The organism is uncultured Aquabacterium sp. (genome assembly GCF_913773725.1).
Lineage (GTDB): Bacteria > Pseudomonadota > Gammaproteobacteria > Burkholderiales > Burkholderiaceae_C > Aquabacterium.
Map to the genome: position 1 here is coordinate 32,202 of NZ_CAJYGK010000053.1, position 14,344 is coordinate 46,545.

Here is a 14,344-nt window from a genome sequence, read left to right on the forward strand (position 1 = left end):
GCTTCGGTCGCGCGCTTCCGCAGCTCAGCGGCCGGGATCGCTCGGCTCGCCCGGCACAACGCCGGGTGGGTCGGATGAGTCCGGCTGCATCAGGCGGTCGCGCTGCGCCGCCATGATGTGGTCCAGCGTGTCGTTGTTGCGCGTGAAGGCGCGGCATCGGTGGCACATCCATCGGTGTGCGCTTGCCTCCAGCCTGCTGGCCAGGGGCGCCTCGGTCAGCTGGCCCGAGCTCAGCAGGAACACATAGCGTTGGCATTTCATCAAGGGCGGCCTCCGTCGAACCAGGTCTGGCTCAGGCACAGCTGGATCTGCTTGCGGGCCCGGCTCATGTTCTGCCAGTAATCGGCCTTGCTCAGGCCCAGCGTGCTGCACACCTCGTCGGCATCGCACTCCAGCAGCTCTTTCATGCTGAACACGCGGGCGGCCTTGCTCGGCAGCTTGTCGATGCATAGGTCCACGACGGCGAAGAACTGTTCGGTCAGCAGATCGGCTTCCGGTGTGCGCCACGGGGTGGGCGCCATCTCGGCCACCCAATGCCCGTGTCCGTCGAACAGCAGGGCATCGAGTTCGTCGGGTTCGTCGCACACCACGTCCCGCGCTTCGCGCCGGTACTTCGCACGCAGCCGGTCGGTGATCTTGTGCTTGAGGATGCCGAAGAGGTAGCGTCGCGGGTCGGCCTGCTGCAGCTGATCGGCCGACACACCGAGCGCGGCCACCAGCGCATCCTGCACCGCGTCTTCCGCTTCTTCGCGTGGCTGCAGATGCAGTTGGGCGAAGCGCAGCATGGGGCCACGCCAGTCACGGGCCCACTGCGCCATCAGCTCGGGGTCGGGGCGAGCCGCGGAGGGCGCCGGCGCGCGCGCGGCGCCTGGCATCGGCAAGGATGCGGGAGCGGGCATCGCGGGGTCAGGCCGATCGGGCAGGAGCATGGTGTGAAGGAAGCAGGAAGCGCCGAGCCAGTGGCGGCCAGGCGTCGAGAGCATAGCGTCCGGGGCCCTGCGTGAGCACGGCCAGCAGCATCAGCGCCAGCATCAGCGGCACCTTGAAGCCCAGCCCGTTCTCGGTCTCGATCTGGTTCCAACCGGCCCAGCCCAGGTCGAAGTGCACGGTGTAGACCGCCACCCAGGTGATGAAGAGCAGGCCCAGTGCGGCCAGGCGGCTGAACAGGCCCAGCGCGATGGCGGCGCCGAACACCACCTCGCCCACCCCGGCGGCCACCCAGTTGATCTGGACCGGCAACGCCGCGAGCACCGGCGGGAAGTCGAGTCCGGCAAACCAGTCGGGTGCAGCCCCGCCGCCGGACAGCTTGGTCAGCCCGGCCAGCACGAACTCCTGTGCGATCCACAGGCGCAGGCCGAGCAGGCCCAGATCGCGCACGGCCTCAAGCGCTTTCGCGCGCCAGGAAAGCAAGGAATTCATCATGAAGGTCTCCGTAGTGGTGGGAGGTCCAGGCCGATTGCCGGATGAACGCGGTGATCAACTCATCCCATGCTTCGTCGCCCAGTTGGGTGCGCAGATCCGGGTGGTGGGCCTCGATCAGCTGCGTCACGCCCAGCCGCACGAGATGGCGGTACACGCGCATGCCGGCTTCGGTGTAGCCGGCCGGCACCGTGTCGCTCAGCCCCCTCACGTAGTCGTGGAACGCAGCCATGCCAGCTCCTGGTTGATCACGTCCAGCGAAGGCACATCGTTGTCCCACTCCAGCAGCACGGGCAGCCCGGCCTCGGCCTGAAGGCGCTGCGCCATGGCCCGCGTGCCGGGCTCGACCGGCTGGCTGTGGGTGTCGATGTGCAGGCCGAAGCGGGCGTCGAACTCGTGGCCGGCCACGTGCAGGTAGCTCACGCGGCGCAGGTCCACCCGCTGCACGAAGGCATCGAGCGCCAGCCCGCCGTGGTTCTTGTGGTTGACGACGATGTTGTTGAGATCGAGCAGGACCTGGCAGTCGGCCCGCTCGGCCACGGCCGCCAGAAAGTCCGGCTCGGGGATCGGACCGATGTTGGTGTACCAGGTCGTGTTCTCGACCGCGATGCGCCGGCCCAGCACGTCCTGCGCGGCGCGGATGCGGTCGGCCACGCGCACCACCTCGTCGGCGGTGAAGGGGATGGGAAACAGGTCGTAAAGCTGGTGGGCATCCCCGCTGGCGGCGAGGTGGTCCGAGTAGTGCGGGGTGCCCAGCTCGTCCATCAGCCGGCCGACGTCACGCAGAAAGGGCGTGTCGATGGGCGACTGCCCGCCCAGGTTCAGCGACACGCCGTGCAGGTGCACGGGCCGCCCGGTGGCCCGCAGCGCGTGCAGCGGGGCGCGGTCACGCCGCAGCCAGTTTTCTGGCACGACCTCGAAGAAATCGGCCTGCACCGCATGCCGATCCCAGTCCGCCATCTCGCGGCGCCAGCCCAGTCCGGTCATGGCTGCCGCGCCTCACTTCTTGCTGCAGCCGCCGTCCTTCTTCGAGCAGCCCGCTTCCTTCTTGGAGCAGCCGGCGTCCTTGCCACCTTCCTTCTTGCTGCAAGCGGCTTCGGCCGGGCCGGACGCGCCGGATGCGCCAGATGCACGTGAGCCGGCCTTGGCCGAGCTTTCCTTCTTGCCACAGGTGCCGGCGCCGCACTTCTTGTCGGCGGGCGTACCGGCAAAGGCGCTCGAAGCAATCAGGGTGGTGGCCAGGGCGGCGATGGTCTTCAGGTTCATGGCGAGGTCCTCTCTGAGGGGTGCACACGGCGTGCACACCGTCTCAGTCGTGAGGACCATCCGATTCCTGACAGCCGCCTGAAAAAAACTTGCGGTGGTCGGTGAACGATGTCGCACCGGGGCGTTGCGCCGATGCGCCGACCCACCTTGTGGCCGATGACGTGGCGCGGGCGGCTGCCCTAGGATCCGGGATGGCCTGTGCAACCGCCGGGCCGGCAACGACAACACCGAGGGATGCGATGAAGAAGCTGACGATGGTCCTGCTGTGCGCAGTGGCGGCCCATGGTGCCTGGGCCCAGAGCGTGACGGCCGAAGAGATGATGATGCTCGATGACATGCGGGCGAAGTACAAGGCCGCAGGCAAGGAGCTGAGTCCGGAGGACGAGGCCCGCATCCTGCAGCGCGTGCGGGCCATCAAGGCCCTGGTGCCGGGCGGGGGTGGCCAGCCCATGGTCGCTCCGGCTTTGGCTCAGCCGGCTTCTCCGGTTGTGGCGCCGCCTGCCGCGGTGGCCGCGGTCAGCGAGTCCGACCTGCGCCAGCGCCTGCGTGGTGTCCAGCAGCATGACCGGGCTGTGGGCGAGGTCGTCTTCCTCAAGGATGGCATCACATTCGACGGCCAGCGCTTCGCCGATCCCGAAGGCCGCACCTCCCGCTTCGTGGTGGACGCCCAACGAGGCCGTGTGGCCTACACCGTGGGTGCAGGCGAGCGGGTGGCGGTGAAGCTCGCCAACCTGCAGGCGCCGACCGAGGCGGTCACGCTCGGCCATGTCGTTCGACAACCCAACCAATGGGTGTTCACGTCCGTGACGGGCAAGACGCTGGCCGGGGAGTTGTTCTTTCCCCTGACAGACGGCGTCCTGGTCCTGCGCGACTCGGTTGGCTTCCGCTATGTGGCAGGTGACGGCGTGCAGCAGATCAACATCCCCACAGGCTGGTACCCGACCCCACTCCAGCGCGGCAACATCAGCACCACGGGCTGGCTGCTGCTGGAGAAGGACACCGCTGAAGAGCGCAAATCGCCGCTGGGCGCACTGATCGGCCTGGGCAAGATCGTGGGTCTGGCCGACGCCAGCGACTACGCCCTGCTCAATGTGACGACGGGCAAGATGGTGCCGATCAACATCAACAGCAGTGGCAAGAACACCTACGCGTACTCGCAATGCCGACGCAAGAACGCCCTCGTGAACGTGTGCGACCAGTCGGTGTCGTATGAGTCGACCTTCCAGCCGGACGGCTCTCCCAACCCCACGCATTACTTCTGGCGGGCGGACTGGATGGCAACCTCGAACGGCCCGGTGCTGATTGCCAAAGAGGGCTCGATGGGTGCCCAGGTGAATGCCTGGGACCTCCAAACCGGCAAGAAGGTGACCCTGCTCGAGCGCACCCTGGGCGTGGGCCCGATGAATGCCCGCGTGCTGCCGGACGGGCGCATGCAACTCTCGGCGCAAATGGGATTCGGCCGCGAGGTCGTCGAAGACGTCGCAGCCGAACTGCAGAAGCGGCCGGATCTGATGGCCGAGGCCAAGCCGGCCAACTGAGCGGACCTCAGCGCCGTGCGCGCCCCACCCCGTTGCACAGCGCCTGGATCGACGCCTTGGTGGTGTTGGCGTCCACGCCGGCCCCGAAGGTCGAGCGGCCAGCCACCCCCACTTCGATGATGGCGCAGGCGCGGGCGCTGCCGTCGTCCTGGGCCGAGGCCATGGCGCGTTCCTCGAAGCCGTGCACCTCCACGTCGATGCCGGCCGACTTGAAGGCCTGCACCGCCGCGTGGATCGGGCCGTTGCCGTGGCCGGTCAGGCGCCGTTCCTGGCCGTCGATCTGCACGGTCAGCTCGATGGTCTCGCCGCCATCCTGCTCGGCCACGCGGTGGCCCACGTAGCGCACCGTGGGTGCGCCTTCACCGAGGTAGGTGCGGGCAAAGATCTGCCAGATGTCGGCCGAGCTCAGCTCGCCACCCTGCTGGTCGGCGACCTCCTGCACGACGGCCGAGAACTCGATCTGCATGCGGCGCGACATCACCACGCCATGGTCGGTTTCCAGCAGGTAGGCCACCCCACCCTTGCCCGATTGGCTGTTGACGCGGATCACCGAGTCGTAGCTGCGCCCGAGGTCGGCCGGGTCAATCGGGAGGTAAGGAACGTTCCACAACTCGCCAGCCTTTTGAGCGGCGAAGCCCTTCTTGATCGCGTCCTGGTGGGACCCCGAGAAGGCTGTGAAGACCAGGTCACCCGCGTAAGGGTGCCGTGGGTGAACGGGCAGCTGGGTACAGTGCTCTGCGGTGCGCACCACGGACTGGATGTCGGAGAAATCCAGCCCCGGGTGCACGCCCTGGGTGTAGAGGTTCAGGGCGAGGGTCACGAGGTCGACGTTGCCGGTGCGCTCGCCGTTGCCGAAGAGGCAACCTTCGACGCGGTCGGCGCCGGCCATCAGGCCGAGTTCGGCGGCGGCCACGGCGGTGCCGCGGTCGTTGTGCGGGTGCAGGCTCAGGATCACGCTGTCGCGGCGGGCCAGGTGGCGGTGCATCCACTCGATCTGGTCGGCGTAGACATTGGGCGTGGTGAGCTCCACCGTGGTCGGCAGGTTGAGGATCACCTTGCGAGCCGGTGTGGCGCCCCAGGCCTCGGTCACGGCGTCGCACACCTCGAGCGCGAAGTCGAGCTCGGTGCCGGTGAAGGTTTCGGGGCTGTACTCGAGCTGGATCTCGGTCTCGGGCATGGTGGCCGCGATCTCGCGCACCAGCTTCACGCCGGCCACGGCCATCTCGCGCACCTCGTCGCGCGTCATGTTGAACACGATGTCGCGGAAGGGCTTGGAGGTGGCGTTGTAGACGTGGACGATGGCCTTCTTCGCGCCGCGCACCGACTCCATGGTGCGGCGGATCAGGTGCTCGCGCGCCTGGGTCAACACCTCGATGGTGACGTCTGCCGGGATGAGCTGCTCTTCGATGAGCTTGCGCACGAAGTTGAAATCGGTGTCCGAGGCCGAGGGGAAGGCCACCTCGATCTCCTTGAGGCCGATGGCGCACAAGGTCTGGAACATGCGCAGCTTCTTCTCGCCGTTCATGGGCTCGAAGAGCGACTGGTTGCCGTCGCGCAGGTCGGTGCTCATCCAGATCGGCGGCTTGCTGATGACCTGGTTCGGCCAGGTGCGGTCGGTCAAGCCGACGGGCTTGAACGGGGTGTACTTGGTCTGCGGGTGGGCGAGCATGGCGGGGCCTTTGTTCTGATGCGAGGGGCGTTCGTCGATGGGAAGAATCTTATGTGGCCTGCCTTGGAATAGGCTGCCTATTTCGTGCCCTCTTCGCCCTGGTTTTGGCAGAAAATTGCGCCATCAAACGGAGAAACGGCATGATCACCGAACTGACCCGCCACGACCGGCAGATCCTCGCCATCCTGCAGACGGAAGGGCGCATCAGCAACCAGGACCTGGCCGAGCGCATCGGCCTGTCGCCGTCGCCCTGCCTGCGGCGGGTGCGGATGCTGGAGGAAGCCGGGCTGATCACCGGCTACCGCGCCATGGTGGATGCGCGCAAGCTGGGCCTGACGCTGATGGCGCTGATCGGGATCTCGATGGACAAGCACACGCCCGAGCGATTCCAGTCGCTCGAAGCGGTGATCCGAGACATCCCGGAGGTGCTGGAATGCCTGCTGATCACGGGCCAGCAGGCGGATTACCAGCTCAAGGTGGTGGTGCGCGACATGGACGCCTACCAGCACCTGCTGCTCAACCAGATCACGCGCATCGAAGGCGTGACCGGGGTGCACACCAGCTTCGTGCTGCGGCGCGTGGTCGACCGCACCGCCGTGCCGGTGTAAGGCGCTTCAGTTGACCAGGCGACCCTGTTTGCGTGGCCCGTGGGCGTTCTTGGCCTCGCGCAGCGCCTTGCAGGCGTCGTGCGTGGTCATGCCCAGGGCGCGCAGGAAGTCGTCACGCAGTTGCAGCAGGCCGTCGATGTTGTCTTCCGACGCCTCGATGAGGTAGCCCTCGAGCCGCTGCAACTCGTCGATCTGGCTTTCGCTGAACGTGGGGGTGGCCCAGCCGGGCATGGTGGCGCAGGGCGACAGACCCCAGGCCGTGGGCTGGAAGTGCACCTCCTTGGCCACCATCTCGGCGGTGAGGTCTTCGAGGGCCGTGTTGCCCAGATCCTGGGGCAGGCTGTGTTCGATCACCTGGGCCGAAACCACCCGGGGTTCGGCGATGTCGAACACCACACGGCACAACAATTCGTCCCCGTAGGGATGCAGGCGAAAACGCCAGTGTCCCTGGTAGAGGCTGGCCGGGGCGATGGGCTGATCACAGTCCGTCGACACATTGCTGAACCGCTGCATGGCGCCTTCCTTTCGAGAAAACACAGCCCCATCATGCCCAAGCCCGCAGCTTTGTGCTGCGGTTTATTTGCGTCAGATGTCACCAGGGGGCTTTGCGCCGCTGTGATGATTTCTGCATTAACCTGAAGGGCTGCTGTAGACGAGCACTTTCAGTGCCCGCTCGGGTTCGTCGTCGACAAAGGCGGCCGGGTTGGGCAGGCGGCCTTGGAAGACGAGATCGGGGGCCTCGGCGGCCACCAGGTCGTGCAGAAAGCCGGGGCCCAGCTTGGGGGAGTTCAGGCACAGCAGCGCGTGCCCGCCCGGGGTCAGCAGGCCTGGCAGGCGACGTACAAGGCGCGCGTAATCCTTCTCGGCCACGAAGCTGCCCTTCTGGTAGGTGGGCGGGTCGAGCACGATCAGGTCGTAAGGCCCCTCACGGCCGATCTTGCCCCACGAGCTGAAGATGTCGTGCGGCAGAAAGCTGGCGCCCTGGGTCAGGCCGTTGAGCTGGTGGTTCTGCTTGCCGGTGTTGAGTGCGCCGGCGGCCATGTCCACGTTGACCACCTTGGCCGCGCCGGCTTGCAGCGCCACCACCGAGAACGCGCAGGTGTAGGCAAAGAGGTTCAGCACCTTGAAACCGGGCCGGGTGGCGACGGCGCGGGTCACGTGTTCGCGCACCCAGCGGCGGCCCTCTGCCATGTCGAGGAACAGGCCGTGGTTCATGGCGCGCATCAGGTGCACCTTGAAGCGTGCGCCCTGGGCCGTCACCACATGGGGGTCGGGCACGCTGCCGCACAGCAGCTGCGTGGTGGCGCGCACCTCGTCGCGGTGCTGGAAGACCAGGTTCAGGGGTTCGCCCGGCGCCAGCTCGGCCCAGCGGGCGGCCAGCGCCGACTGGATGGTGGCCAGGTCGTCGTCGGTGGCGGGCTGGTAGCTGGTCAGCAGGAAGACGGGCGGATAGGCATCGAGCGCCCATGGCTCGCAGCCGGGAAAGGCACCGCCGCGGCCGTGGAACAGGCGTTGCGCCTCGGTGGGGGCGGCGGGCAGGGCGGTGATGGCGTCCAGCAGGGGCTGCAGCGTGGGATGAGCGGGCACGGCGGGGTGGGGCGTTGGGGAGCGGCGAAGAAGCCGCCGATTGTGCCCAGAGAACCGCCGGAAACGCCCTGGCCGGCCGAGGCCCCCGCCGGATCTAGAACGTGCCCCGGTACAACGCGCACGACTGGCACACCGCCGGCGGCGTGTCGCTCTCCAGCGCGGTGCGGAAGGCCTGGGCGCGGGCGCCCGCCCACACGCCGGCCACGTCGGGCTTGGCGGGCTCAGCAGGGTCAGCAGGGTCAGCAGGGGCCTGGCGGGGGGCACCGTTCAGCACGTTGCCCAGGGTCGCGCGGTCGGCGGTGGCCACCATGCAGCAGGGCAGCATCTCGCCCGCGGCCGTGAGGTAGAGCTGCTCCGACGGCCAGTTGCAGCGCGGTGGGGGCCCCGTGGCCGCATCGGGGGTTGGGGTGGGCGCGGTGAGCCTGGGCAGGTGCAGCGTGAAGCGCAGGGCGGCGGCCTGCGCGCGCGCTTGCGCGAACACGGCCTCGGCGTGCCGCAGGTCGGCCGGGGTCAACTCGGCGGTGTCGCAGTAGCGCTGGATGGGGATGTAGCGTGCGGGCAGGTCAGGCTGCGTGAGGTCGCTGGACAGGCGCTGCACCAGCAGTTCGTGCACACCGTGGTCGTGCAGCAGCCGGATCAGCGGGGGCAGCTCGCTCAGGTTGCGGCGCATCAGCACCATCACCCCGCGCACGTGCAGGGGGCTGTCGGCGGCAGTGCGGGCGGCCATGAGCCGGCCCAGGTTGCGCACCACCTTGTCGAACGAGGCGCCCACCCGGATCGATTCGTACACCGCGGCGCTGGCCCCGTCGAGCGACACCGACAGCGAGCGCAGGCCGCTGGTGACGCAGCGCCGCGCGCGGGCCTCGGTCAGCAGCGTCAGGTTGGTGTTGGTGGAGACGTCGATGCCCTGCCGGGCGGCCAGCGCCACCATGTCGAAAAAGCGAGGGTGCAGCATGGGCTCGCCCAGGCCCTGCAGGTGCAGCCGCTTGAGCTGGGGCAGCTGCGCGAGGATGGCGGCGAACTGCTCGAACGGCAGCTCGCCGACCGTGTCGCCGCGGTCGTTGACGGTGCACATGCGGCACGCGAGGTTGCAGCGCCCGATGGGCTCGATCTGCGCGAAGTCGGGCAGGGCGGGTGCAACCGGGATGGGCGCGGGCCGGGACAGCGTCATTGGGCAGTGGCCTCAGCGAGGGCGGTTGTTGAGGGGGTGCGGCACCGGCCCGGCACCTGCGGCCGTGCCCGGGGCGTAGGCGGGGGCGGTGGGCGCGGGCGCGGCGTGCGGGCGGTAGACGGCCAGCCAGCGGCGCAGCACCTCGCGCGGCACGGGCTGGCGCTGCGCCAGCACCCAGGGCAGGCCACCGAGCGCCGCCCGCAGTACCGGCCAGGCCATGCCCGCGGCCCGGGCCTGGCGCAGCACCACGCGGGATTCGTCCCACGCCCAGCGCAGCGGCAGGCGCAGCCAGGGAATCCACAGGCGGTTGCGCAGGGTGGTCAGCTGGCGCTGGACGGCATCGCGGGCCACCGAGGGATGGTGGTGCGTGACGACCTGCGGCGCGTACACGATCCAGCCCCCGCGGGCGGCCATGTCGAAGGCCATCAGTACCTCTTCGGCGCCGAGGAACAGGCGCGGCTGGTAACCGCCCACGGCGCGGAAGGCCGCGGTGCGCATCACCACGGCGCCGGCCATGAAGCTGACGAGTGGCGGGCCGGGCAAGGGCACGCCGGGTGGCGGGGCGACGGGGCTGCGCGCCATCGCCTCGCAGGCCGGATCGAAGCGGTTGTCGGGCCCCACCAGCACGCGGGCCGACAAGGCCATCACGCGCGGGTCGGCATCCAGCAGGTCGGCGGCCGTGGCCAGTGACCCGGGCGACCACCACGTGTCGTCGTCGCAGAAGGCCACATAGGGCGTGTCCACCAGGGCCACGCCGCGGTTGCGGCCGGCGGCGCCTTCGTTGATCGGGCAGCGCACCAGGCGCGCATCGGCCAGGCCCGGTATGCCGCGAACCTGCTCCGGTGTGACGGGCGGGGTCGAGGCGTTGTCGACCACGATGACATGAGGCCGCTCAGGCAGTGCGGCCAGGTGCTGCAGGGTGCGGGCCAGCTCGGCCGGGCGGTTGTGGGTGAGCACGACGATGCTGATGCGATCGCGTGCGGGCTTGTCGGGGTGGTCCATGCGCGGCTCCTCGTGCGTGCGGCGGCCGACAGGGGTGGCAAGCGGTGTGCCGTCCTGGCCGGATGGCCGATGCCATGGGCCTTCCGGCCCAAGGTCTTGCCATCTTGGTGTCGTCATCAGGCCGACACACGGCCGGGGCACCATCTGCGGTCGCTGTTGTCCCTTTTTGCAGAAACGATGTTGTCTCCCTTCGGCGATCTCATGGCCTCGCCCACCGCCTGCTGTGCTGCCGATGCGCCTGGCGTGGTGTCGTCGCTGGTGGCGGGGCGGGCGCTGTCTGCGCACTTTCAGCCGCTGGTGCGCCTGGCCGACGGCGTGGTGTTCGCGCACGAGGCGCTGGTGCGAGGTCCCGTGGGCTCGCCGCTGCAACAGCCCGATGCGCTGTTCAAGGCCGCTGCGGCCGAAGCGCAGACGCTGCGCCTGGAGAATGCCTGCGTGGCCGTGGCACTGAAGTGCTGGTCTGCCCATGCGGTGGGCGGCAAGCTGTTTGTCAATGTCAGCGCCGACGCGCTGGTGAGCTGCCTGCAGCACACGGCCCTGCAGGAGCGGCTGGCTGCCATGCAGGTGCTGGGCGTGCCGGCTGCGGCGCTGGTGCTGGAGATCACCGAGCACGAACGCGTGTCGGACGTCGGCCGGCTGGTGGGCGCCGTGAACGACCTGCGCTCGCACGGTATCCAGATCGCGCTGGACGACTTCGGCGACGGACGTTCCAGCCTGCGCCTGTGGTCCGAGCTCCACCCCGACTACGTCAAGATCGACAAGTACTTCTCAAACGGCCTGTCACACCGTGCCGAGAAGGTGCAGACCATGCAGGCGCTGGCCCGCATCGCCGAGACCTTCGGAACGCAGCTGGTGGCAGAAGGCATCGAGACCGTGGACGATGCCCGCGTGGCGCGTGACCTGGGCATCCACCTGGGGCAAGGCTATTTCTTCGGGAGGCCGGCGGCGGAGCCGGTGGCCGTGGTGGCCGAGGAGGCCCAGCGCGATTTCGGGCGGGCCAGCGTGGCGGTGTTGCCGCACCGGCCGAGATCGGTGCGCAGCGACTTCACGGTCGAGCGCATCACGCTGCGGCAGCCTGCGCTGGACGTGAGCGCCACCCCCCTGGATGTAGAGCGCTGCTTCCGCGCCGACCCCACGTTGCAAAACCTGGCCATCGTGGAAGAGGAGCGGCCCGTGGGGCTGATTCACCGCAGCAACTTCATGGACCAGTACGGCAAGCCCTTCTTCAGGGAACTGTACGGGCGCAAGTCGTGCATCGTGGTGGCCAACACGGCGCCGCTGGTGCTGGACAAACACACGGGCATCGCGCAGCTGACCGACGTGCTGACCTCGGAAGACCAGCGCTACCTGCGCGACGGTTTCATCGTGACCGAGCAAGGCCGCTACATTGGCGTGGGCACGGGCGACATGCTGGTGCGCTCGGTGACCGAGATCCGGGTGGAGGCCGCCCGGCATGCCAACCCGCTGACCTTCCTGCCGGGCAACATTCCCATCACCGAACACGTGGACCGCCTGCTGGCGCATGGTGTGGAGTTTGTGGCCGCCTATGTGGACCTGAACAACTTCAAGCCCTTCAACGACCAGTATGGCTACTGGCGCGGCGACGAGGTGATCCAGCTGGCGGCCCGCGCCGTGGTCGCGCACTGCGACCCGCGACGCGACTTTGTGGGCCATGTGGGCGGTGATGACTTTGTGGTGCTGTTCCAGAGCGAAGATTGGCTGCAGCGGTGCGACGGCATCGTGGCGCAGTTCAACGAGACGGTGCAGACGCTGTACGACGAGGCGGACCTGCGCGCTGGCGGCTTCGAGGCGGAAGACCGCCATGGGGAGATGCGGTTCTTTCCGCTCACCACGATGTCGATCGGCGTGAAGCGCGTGCGGCGGAACCAGTTCGCACGGGCCGAGCAGGTGGCGTCGGCGGCGGCAGAGGCGAAGCGGGCGGCCAAGCGGGATGGGGTGGGGGTGTTGATTCAGTGAGGGGGGCGGAGTAGGGCCGGAACTCAGGCGCCACGCGAAGGCGCGATACCGCGGCTGCAGGCCGTCGGGCTTCATTTCTTGCGCATGTTGCCGATCAACGACTTGGACTTTGAACGTCTGGCCCTCGACGGCCGGACGACTGACAAGACAAGGGGCGAACATGGCCATATTGATTCCGGCTTTGACCACGTGTCTGCCGCGCATGACATCGGGTGAGAAGCGCACAGCGGAACGTCTGGAGCAGAAGCTTGAAGACGACTACCTGATCTGGTACGACGTTCCCGTCGGTCCGAAGCAGGCCCATCCGGATTTCGTGCTGCTGCATCCCAGACGCGGACTCCTCGTTCTGGAGGTGAAGGACTGGCGCCTTGACACCATCAAGAAGGCGACACGGCAATACTGGGAGATCATGCCGGGCGGTGATGTGAAGGTCGTCATCAACCCGCTGGCCCAGGCGAGGCACTGCGCCATCCAAGTTGTGAATGCTCTGGAGCGTGACAGGCAGCTTGTGCAGCCGTCAGGCAGCCATGCCGGCAAGCTCGCCTTTCCGTGGGGCTACGGCGTGGTCCTCTCCAACATCACTCGAAGACAGTTCGAGGCTTCGGGGCTCGATCAAGCCATCGAGTCTCACTTGGTCGTTTGCCGAGACGAGATGTTCGATACGGTGGACGACGAGGTCTTCCAGCAAAGGTTGTGGGACATGTTCCCGCATTCCTTTGGCGGCGCGATGTCCTTGCCTCAGCTTGATCGGGTTCGCTGGATCATGTTCCCGGAGGTGCGCGTGCAGACGCAGGCTGACCTGTTTGATGACCTGGACGAAGACGCTGAACTGCCAGACGTCATGAAGGTCATGGACCTTCAGCAGGAACAGCTGGCGCGCAGCCTGGGGGATGGGCACCGAGTCATCCACGGCGTGGCGGGATCTGGCAAGACCATGATCTTGGGCTATCGGGCCGAGTACCTGGCAAAGGCTCAGACCCTGCACGCAAAGCCCATCCTGGTTCTCTGCTTCAACGAGCCCTTGTCCATCAAGCTGGACACCGCTTTTCGAGCGAAGGGAATCGCCGACCGGGTGCACGCAGTGCACTTTCACCGCTGGTGCCATCGCCAACTCACGGCGTATGGTCAGGCGCTCCCTCAGGGGAAAGACTTCTTCGATGACATGGTGGACGCCGTGATCCGAGCGGTGGACAGAAAGCAGATTCCATCGGGCCAGTACCAGGCCATCCTCATCGACGAAGGCCACGATTTCAGGCCCGAATGGCTGAAACTCATCACGCACATGGTGGACCCGGCCACCAACAGCTTGCTGCTGCTTTACGACGACGCGCAAAGCATTTACCAGCGCGGCCGGTCCAAGCAGTTCAGTTTCAAGAGCGTGGGCATCCAGGCGCAAGGGCGCACCACCATCCTGAAGATCAACTACCGCAACACAAGGCAGATTCTGCAAACGGCGAACCTGATCGCAGCCGATTTGCTCACACCCGAAGACAGGGACGACGATGGCATTCCCGTTGTCAAGCCCATCGGCTGTGGGCGCGAGGGCAGTGCGCCGATCGTGGTTCGTTTGCCCAGCTTGCGCGACGAAGCCTGGCGGATTGCCGAGCTACTGAAGGAAGAGCACGACAGCAGCGGCCACCCCTGGGGAGACATGGCGATCCTGTGCCGCGACCATGCAGCGATGAACGTCTGCGCACAGGCCCTGTCGCGCATGAAGCTACCGCATCAGGTCCGCAAGAACACCGGCGACTACCAGCCGGTGAGAGACGTTATTCGCGTGATGACGATGAAAGTTAGCAAAGGCCTGGAGTTCCCTGTGGTGGCGGTTCCGGGTGCCGGCTCGATGCCCGCGCCCGGCGAGGATGAAAAAGAAGAAGCGCGGTTGTTTTATGTGGCGGCGACGCGCGCCACACACAAGCTCATCGTGACCGTCAGCGGGAACGGGCAGTTCGGAGAGAAGCTGATGGGCGCCTGATCACGGAGAGCGGAGCCCATGAACATGGCCGCCACGGCCATCCGGCGACCCGCAGTGGGCGGACCGGAGGCTGGCGCCGACCCCAGGCAAGTTCAGGTCGGTTTTCGACCACTCGCCCGCCGCCAGGGCTGC

Annotated in this window: 15 protein-coding genes; 4 read left to right on the forward strand and 11 right to left on the reverse strand. The window is 67.5% G+C overall.

Going from position 1 to position 14,344, the window contains the following annotated elements:
- Nucleotides 1–24: 24 nt before the first annotated feature.
- The 6 genes from QZ709_RS06040 to QZ709_RS06065 are packed head-to-tail and all read right to left on the reverse strand — an operon-like array spanning nucleotide 25 to nucleotide 2,685.
- Complete coding sequence (locus QZ709_RS06040) at nucleotides 25–261, reverse strand: hypothetical protein (protein WP_294636355.1); 237 nt, start codon at nucleotides 259–261, stop codon at nucleotides 25–27.
- On the reverse strand, nucleotides 261–899 hold the full coding sequence (locus tag QZ709_RS06045) for a sigma-70 family RNA polymerase sigma factor (protein ID WP_294636356.1): 639 nt from the start codon (nucleotides 897–899) through the stop codon (nucleotides 261–263). The genes QZ709_RS06040 and QZ709_RS06045 overlap by 1 nt, the downstream gene beginning before the upstream one ends.
- Before the next feature lie 7 nt (nucleotides 900–906).
- On the reverse strand, nucleotides 907–1,422 hold the full coding sequence (locus QZ709_RS06050; protein WP_294636357.1) for a DoxX family protein: 516 nt from the start codon (nucleotides 1,420–1,422) through the stop codon (nucleotides 907–909).
- Nucleotides 1,382–1,651: a putative DNA-binding domain-containing protein gene (locus QZ709_RS06055; protein WP_294636358.1), complete on the reverse strand. Its 270-nt coding sequence runs from the start codon at nucleotides 1,649–1,651 to the stop codon at nucleotides 1,382–1,384. Before QZ709_RS06055 ends, QZ709_RS06050 begins: the two co-directional genes overlap by 41 nt.
- Nucleotides 1,627–2,406 (reverse strand): DUF692 domain-containing protein, encoded by a 780-nt coding sequence (locus tag QZ709_RS06060; protein WP_294636359.1) that lies wholly within the window; start codon nucleotides 2,404–2,406, stop codon nucleotides 1,627–1,629. Before QZ709_RS06060 ends, QZ709_RS06055 begins: the two co-directional genes overlap by 25 nt.
- Before the next feature lie 12 nt (nucleotides 2,407–2,418).
- Entirely contained in the window at nucleotides 2,419–2,685 is a 267-nt protein-coding gene (locus tag QZ709_RS06065) for a hypothetical protein (protein ID WP_294636360.1), read from the reverse strand.
- Between the two features lie 239 nt (nucleotides 2,686–2,924).
- On the opposite strand from QZ709_RS06065, the gene QZ709_RS06070 reads away from it, so the two are divergent.
- The gene (locus tag QZ709_RS06070; RefSeq protein WP_294636361.1) at nucleotides 2,925–4,223 is read left to right on the forward strand and encodes a hypothetical protein; all 1,299 of its coding nucleotides are present in this window, start codon (nucleotides 2,925–2,927) and stop codon (nucleotides 4,221–4,223) included.
- A 7-nt stretch (nucleotides 4,224–4,230) separates the two neighbouring features.
- Here the strand turns inward: QZ709_RS06070 and leuA are convergent, their stop codons facing one another.
- Nucleotides 4,231–5,892 carry a 2-isopropylmalate synthase gene (gene leuA, locus QZ709_RS06075; RefSeq protein WP_294636362.1) on the reverse strand — a complete coding sequence of 554 codons (1,662 nt, stop codon included), beginning with the start codon at nucleotides 5,890–5,892 and terminating at the stop codon, nucleotides 4,231–4,233.
- A gap of 143 nt (nucleotides 5,893–6,035) precedes the next feature.
- On the opposite strand from leuA, the gene QZ709_RS06080 reads away from it, so the two are divergent.
- A complete protein-coding gene (locus QZ709_RS06080) occupies nucleotides 6,036–6,500 on the forward strand; it encodes an Lrp/AsnC family transcriptional regulator (RefSeq protein ID WP_366937151.1) in 465 nt (154 codons plus the stop codon).
- Nucleotides 6,501–6,506: 6 nt separating this feature from the next.
- On the opposite strand, the gene QZ709_RS06085 is transcribed toward QZ709_RS06080, so the two are convergent.
- The 4 genes from QZ709_RS06085 to QZ709_RS06100 form a co-directional block, all read right to left on the reverse strand.
- Nucleotides 6,507–7,013 carry a hypothetical protein gene (locus QZ709_RS06085; RefSeq protein ID WP_294636364.1) on the reverse strand — a complete coding sequence of 169 codons (507 nt, stop codon included), beginning with the start codon at nucleotides 7,011–7,013 and terminating at the stop codon, nucleotides 6,507–6,509.
- Nucleotides 7,014–7,130: 117 nt separating this feature from the next.
- Complete coding sequence (locus QZ709_RS06090; protein WP_294636492.1) at nucleotides 7,131–8,069, reverse strand: class I SAM-dependent methyltransferase; 939 nt, start codon at nucleotides 8,067–8,069, stop codon at nucleotides 7,131–7,133.
- A gap of 112 nt (nucleotides 8,070–8,181) precedes the next feature.
- Nucleotides 8,182–9,258: a radical SAM protein gene (locus QZ709_RS06095; RefSeq protein ID WP_294636365.1), complete on the reverse strand. Its 1,077-nt coding sequence runs from the start codon at nucleotides 9,256–9,258 to the stop codon at nucleotides 8,182–8,184.
- Between the two features lie 12 nt (nucleotides 9,259–9,270).
- Nucleotides 9,271–10,260 (reverse strand): glycosyltransferase, encoded by a 990-nt coding sequence (locus QZ709_RS06100; protein ID WP_294636366.1) that lies wholly within the window; start codon nucleotides 10,258–10,260, stop codon nucleotides 9,271–9,273.
- A 201-nt stretch (nucleotides 10,261–10,461) separates the two neighbouring features.
- Between QZ709_RS06100 and QZ709_RS06105 the strand changes: the two genes are divergently transcribed.
- Together QZ709_RS06105 and QZ709_RS06110 are read left to right on the forward strand one after the other, a co-directional pair.
- Nucleotides 10,462–12,237, forward strand: coding sequence for an EAL domain-containing protein (locus QZ709_RS06105; protein WP_294636367.1), 1,776 nt, complete (start codon nucleotides 10,462–10,464; stop codon nucleotides 12,235–12,237).
- A gap of 160 nt (nucleotides 12,238–12,397) precedes the next feature.
- Nucleotides 12,398–14,212, forward strand: a complete 1,815-nt coding sequence (locus QZ709_RS06110; RefSeq protein WP_294636368.1) for an NERD domain-containing protein/DEAD/DEAH box helicase — start codon at nucleotides 12,398–12,400, stop codon at nucleotides 14,210–14,212.
- Nucleotides 14,213–14,344 lie beyond the last annotated feature (132 nt).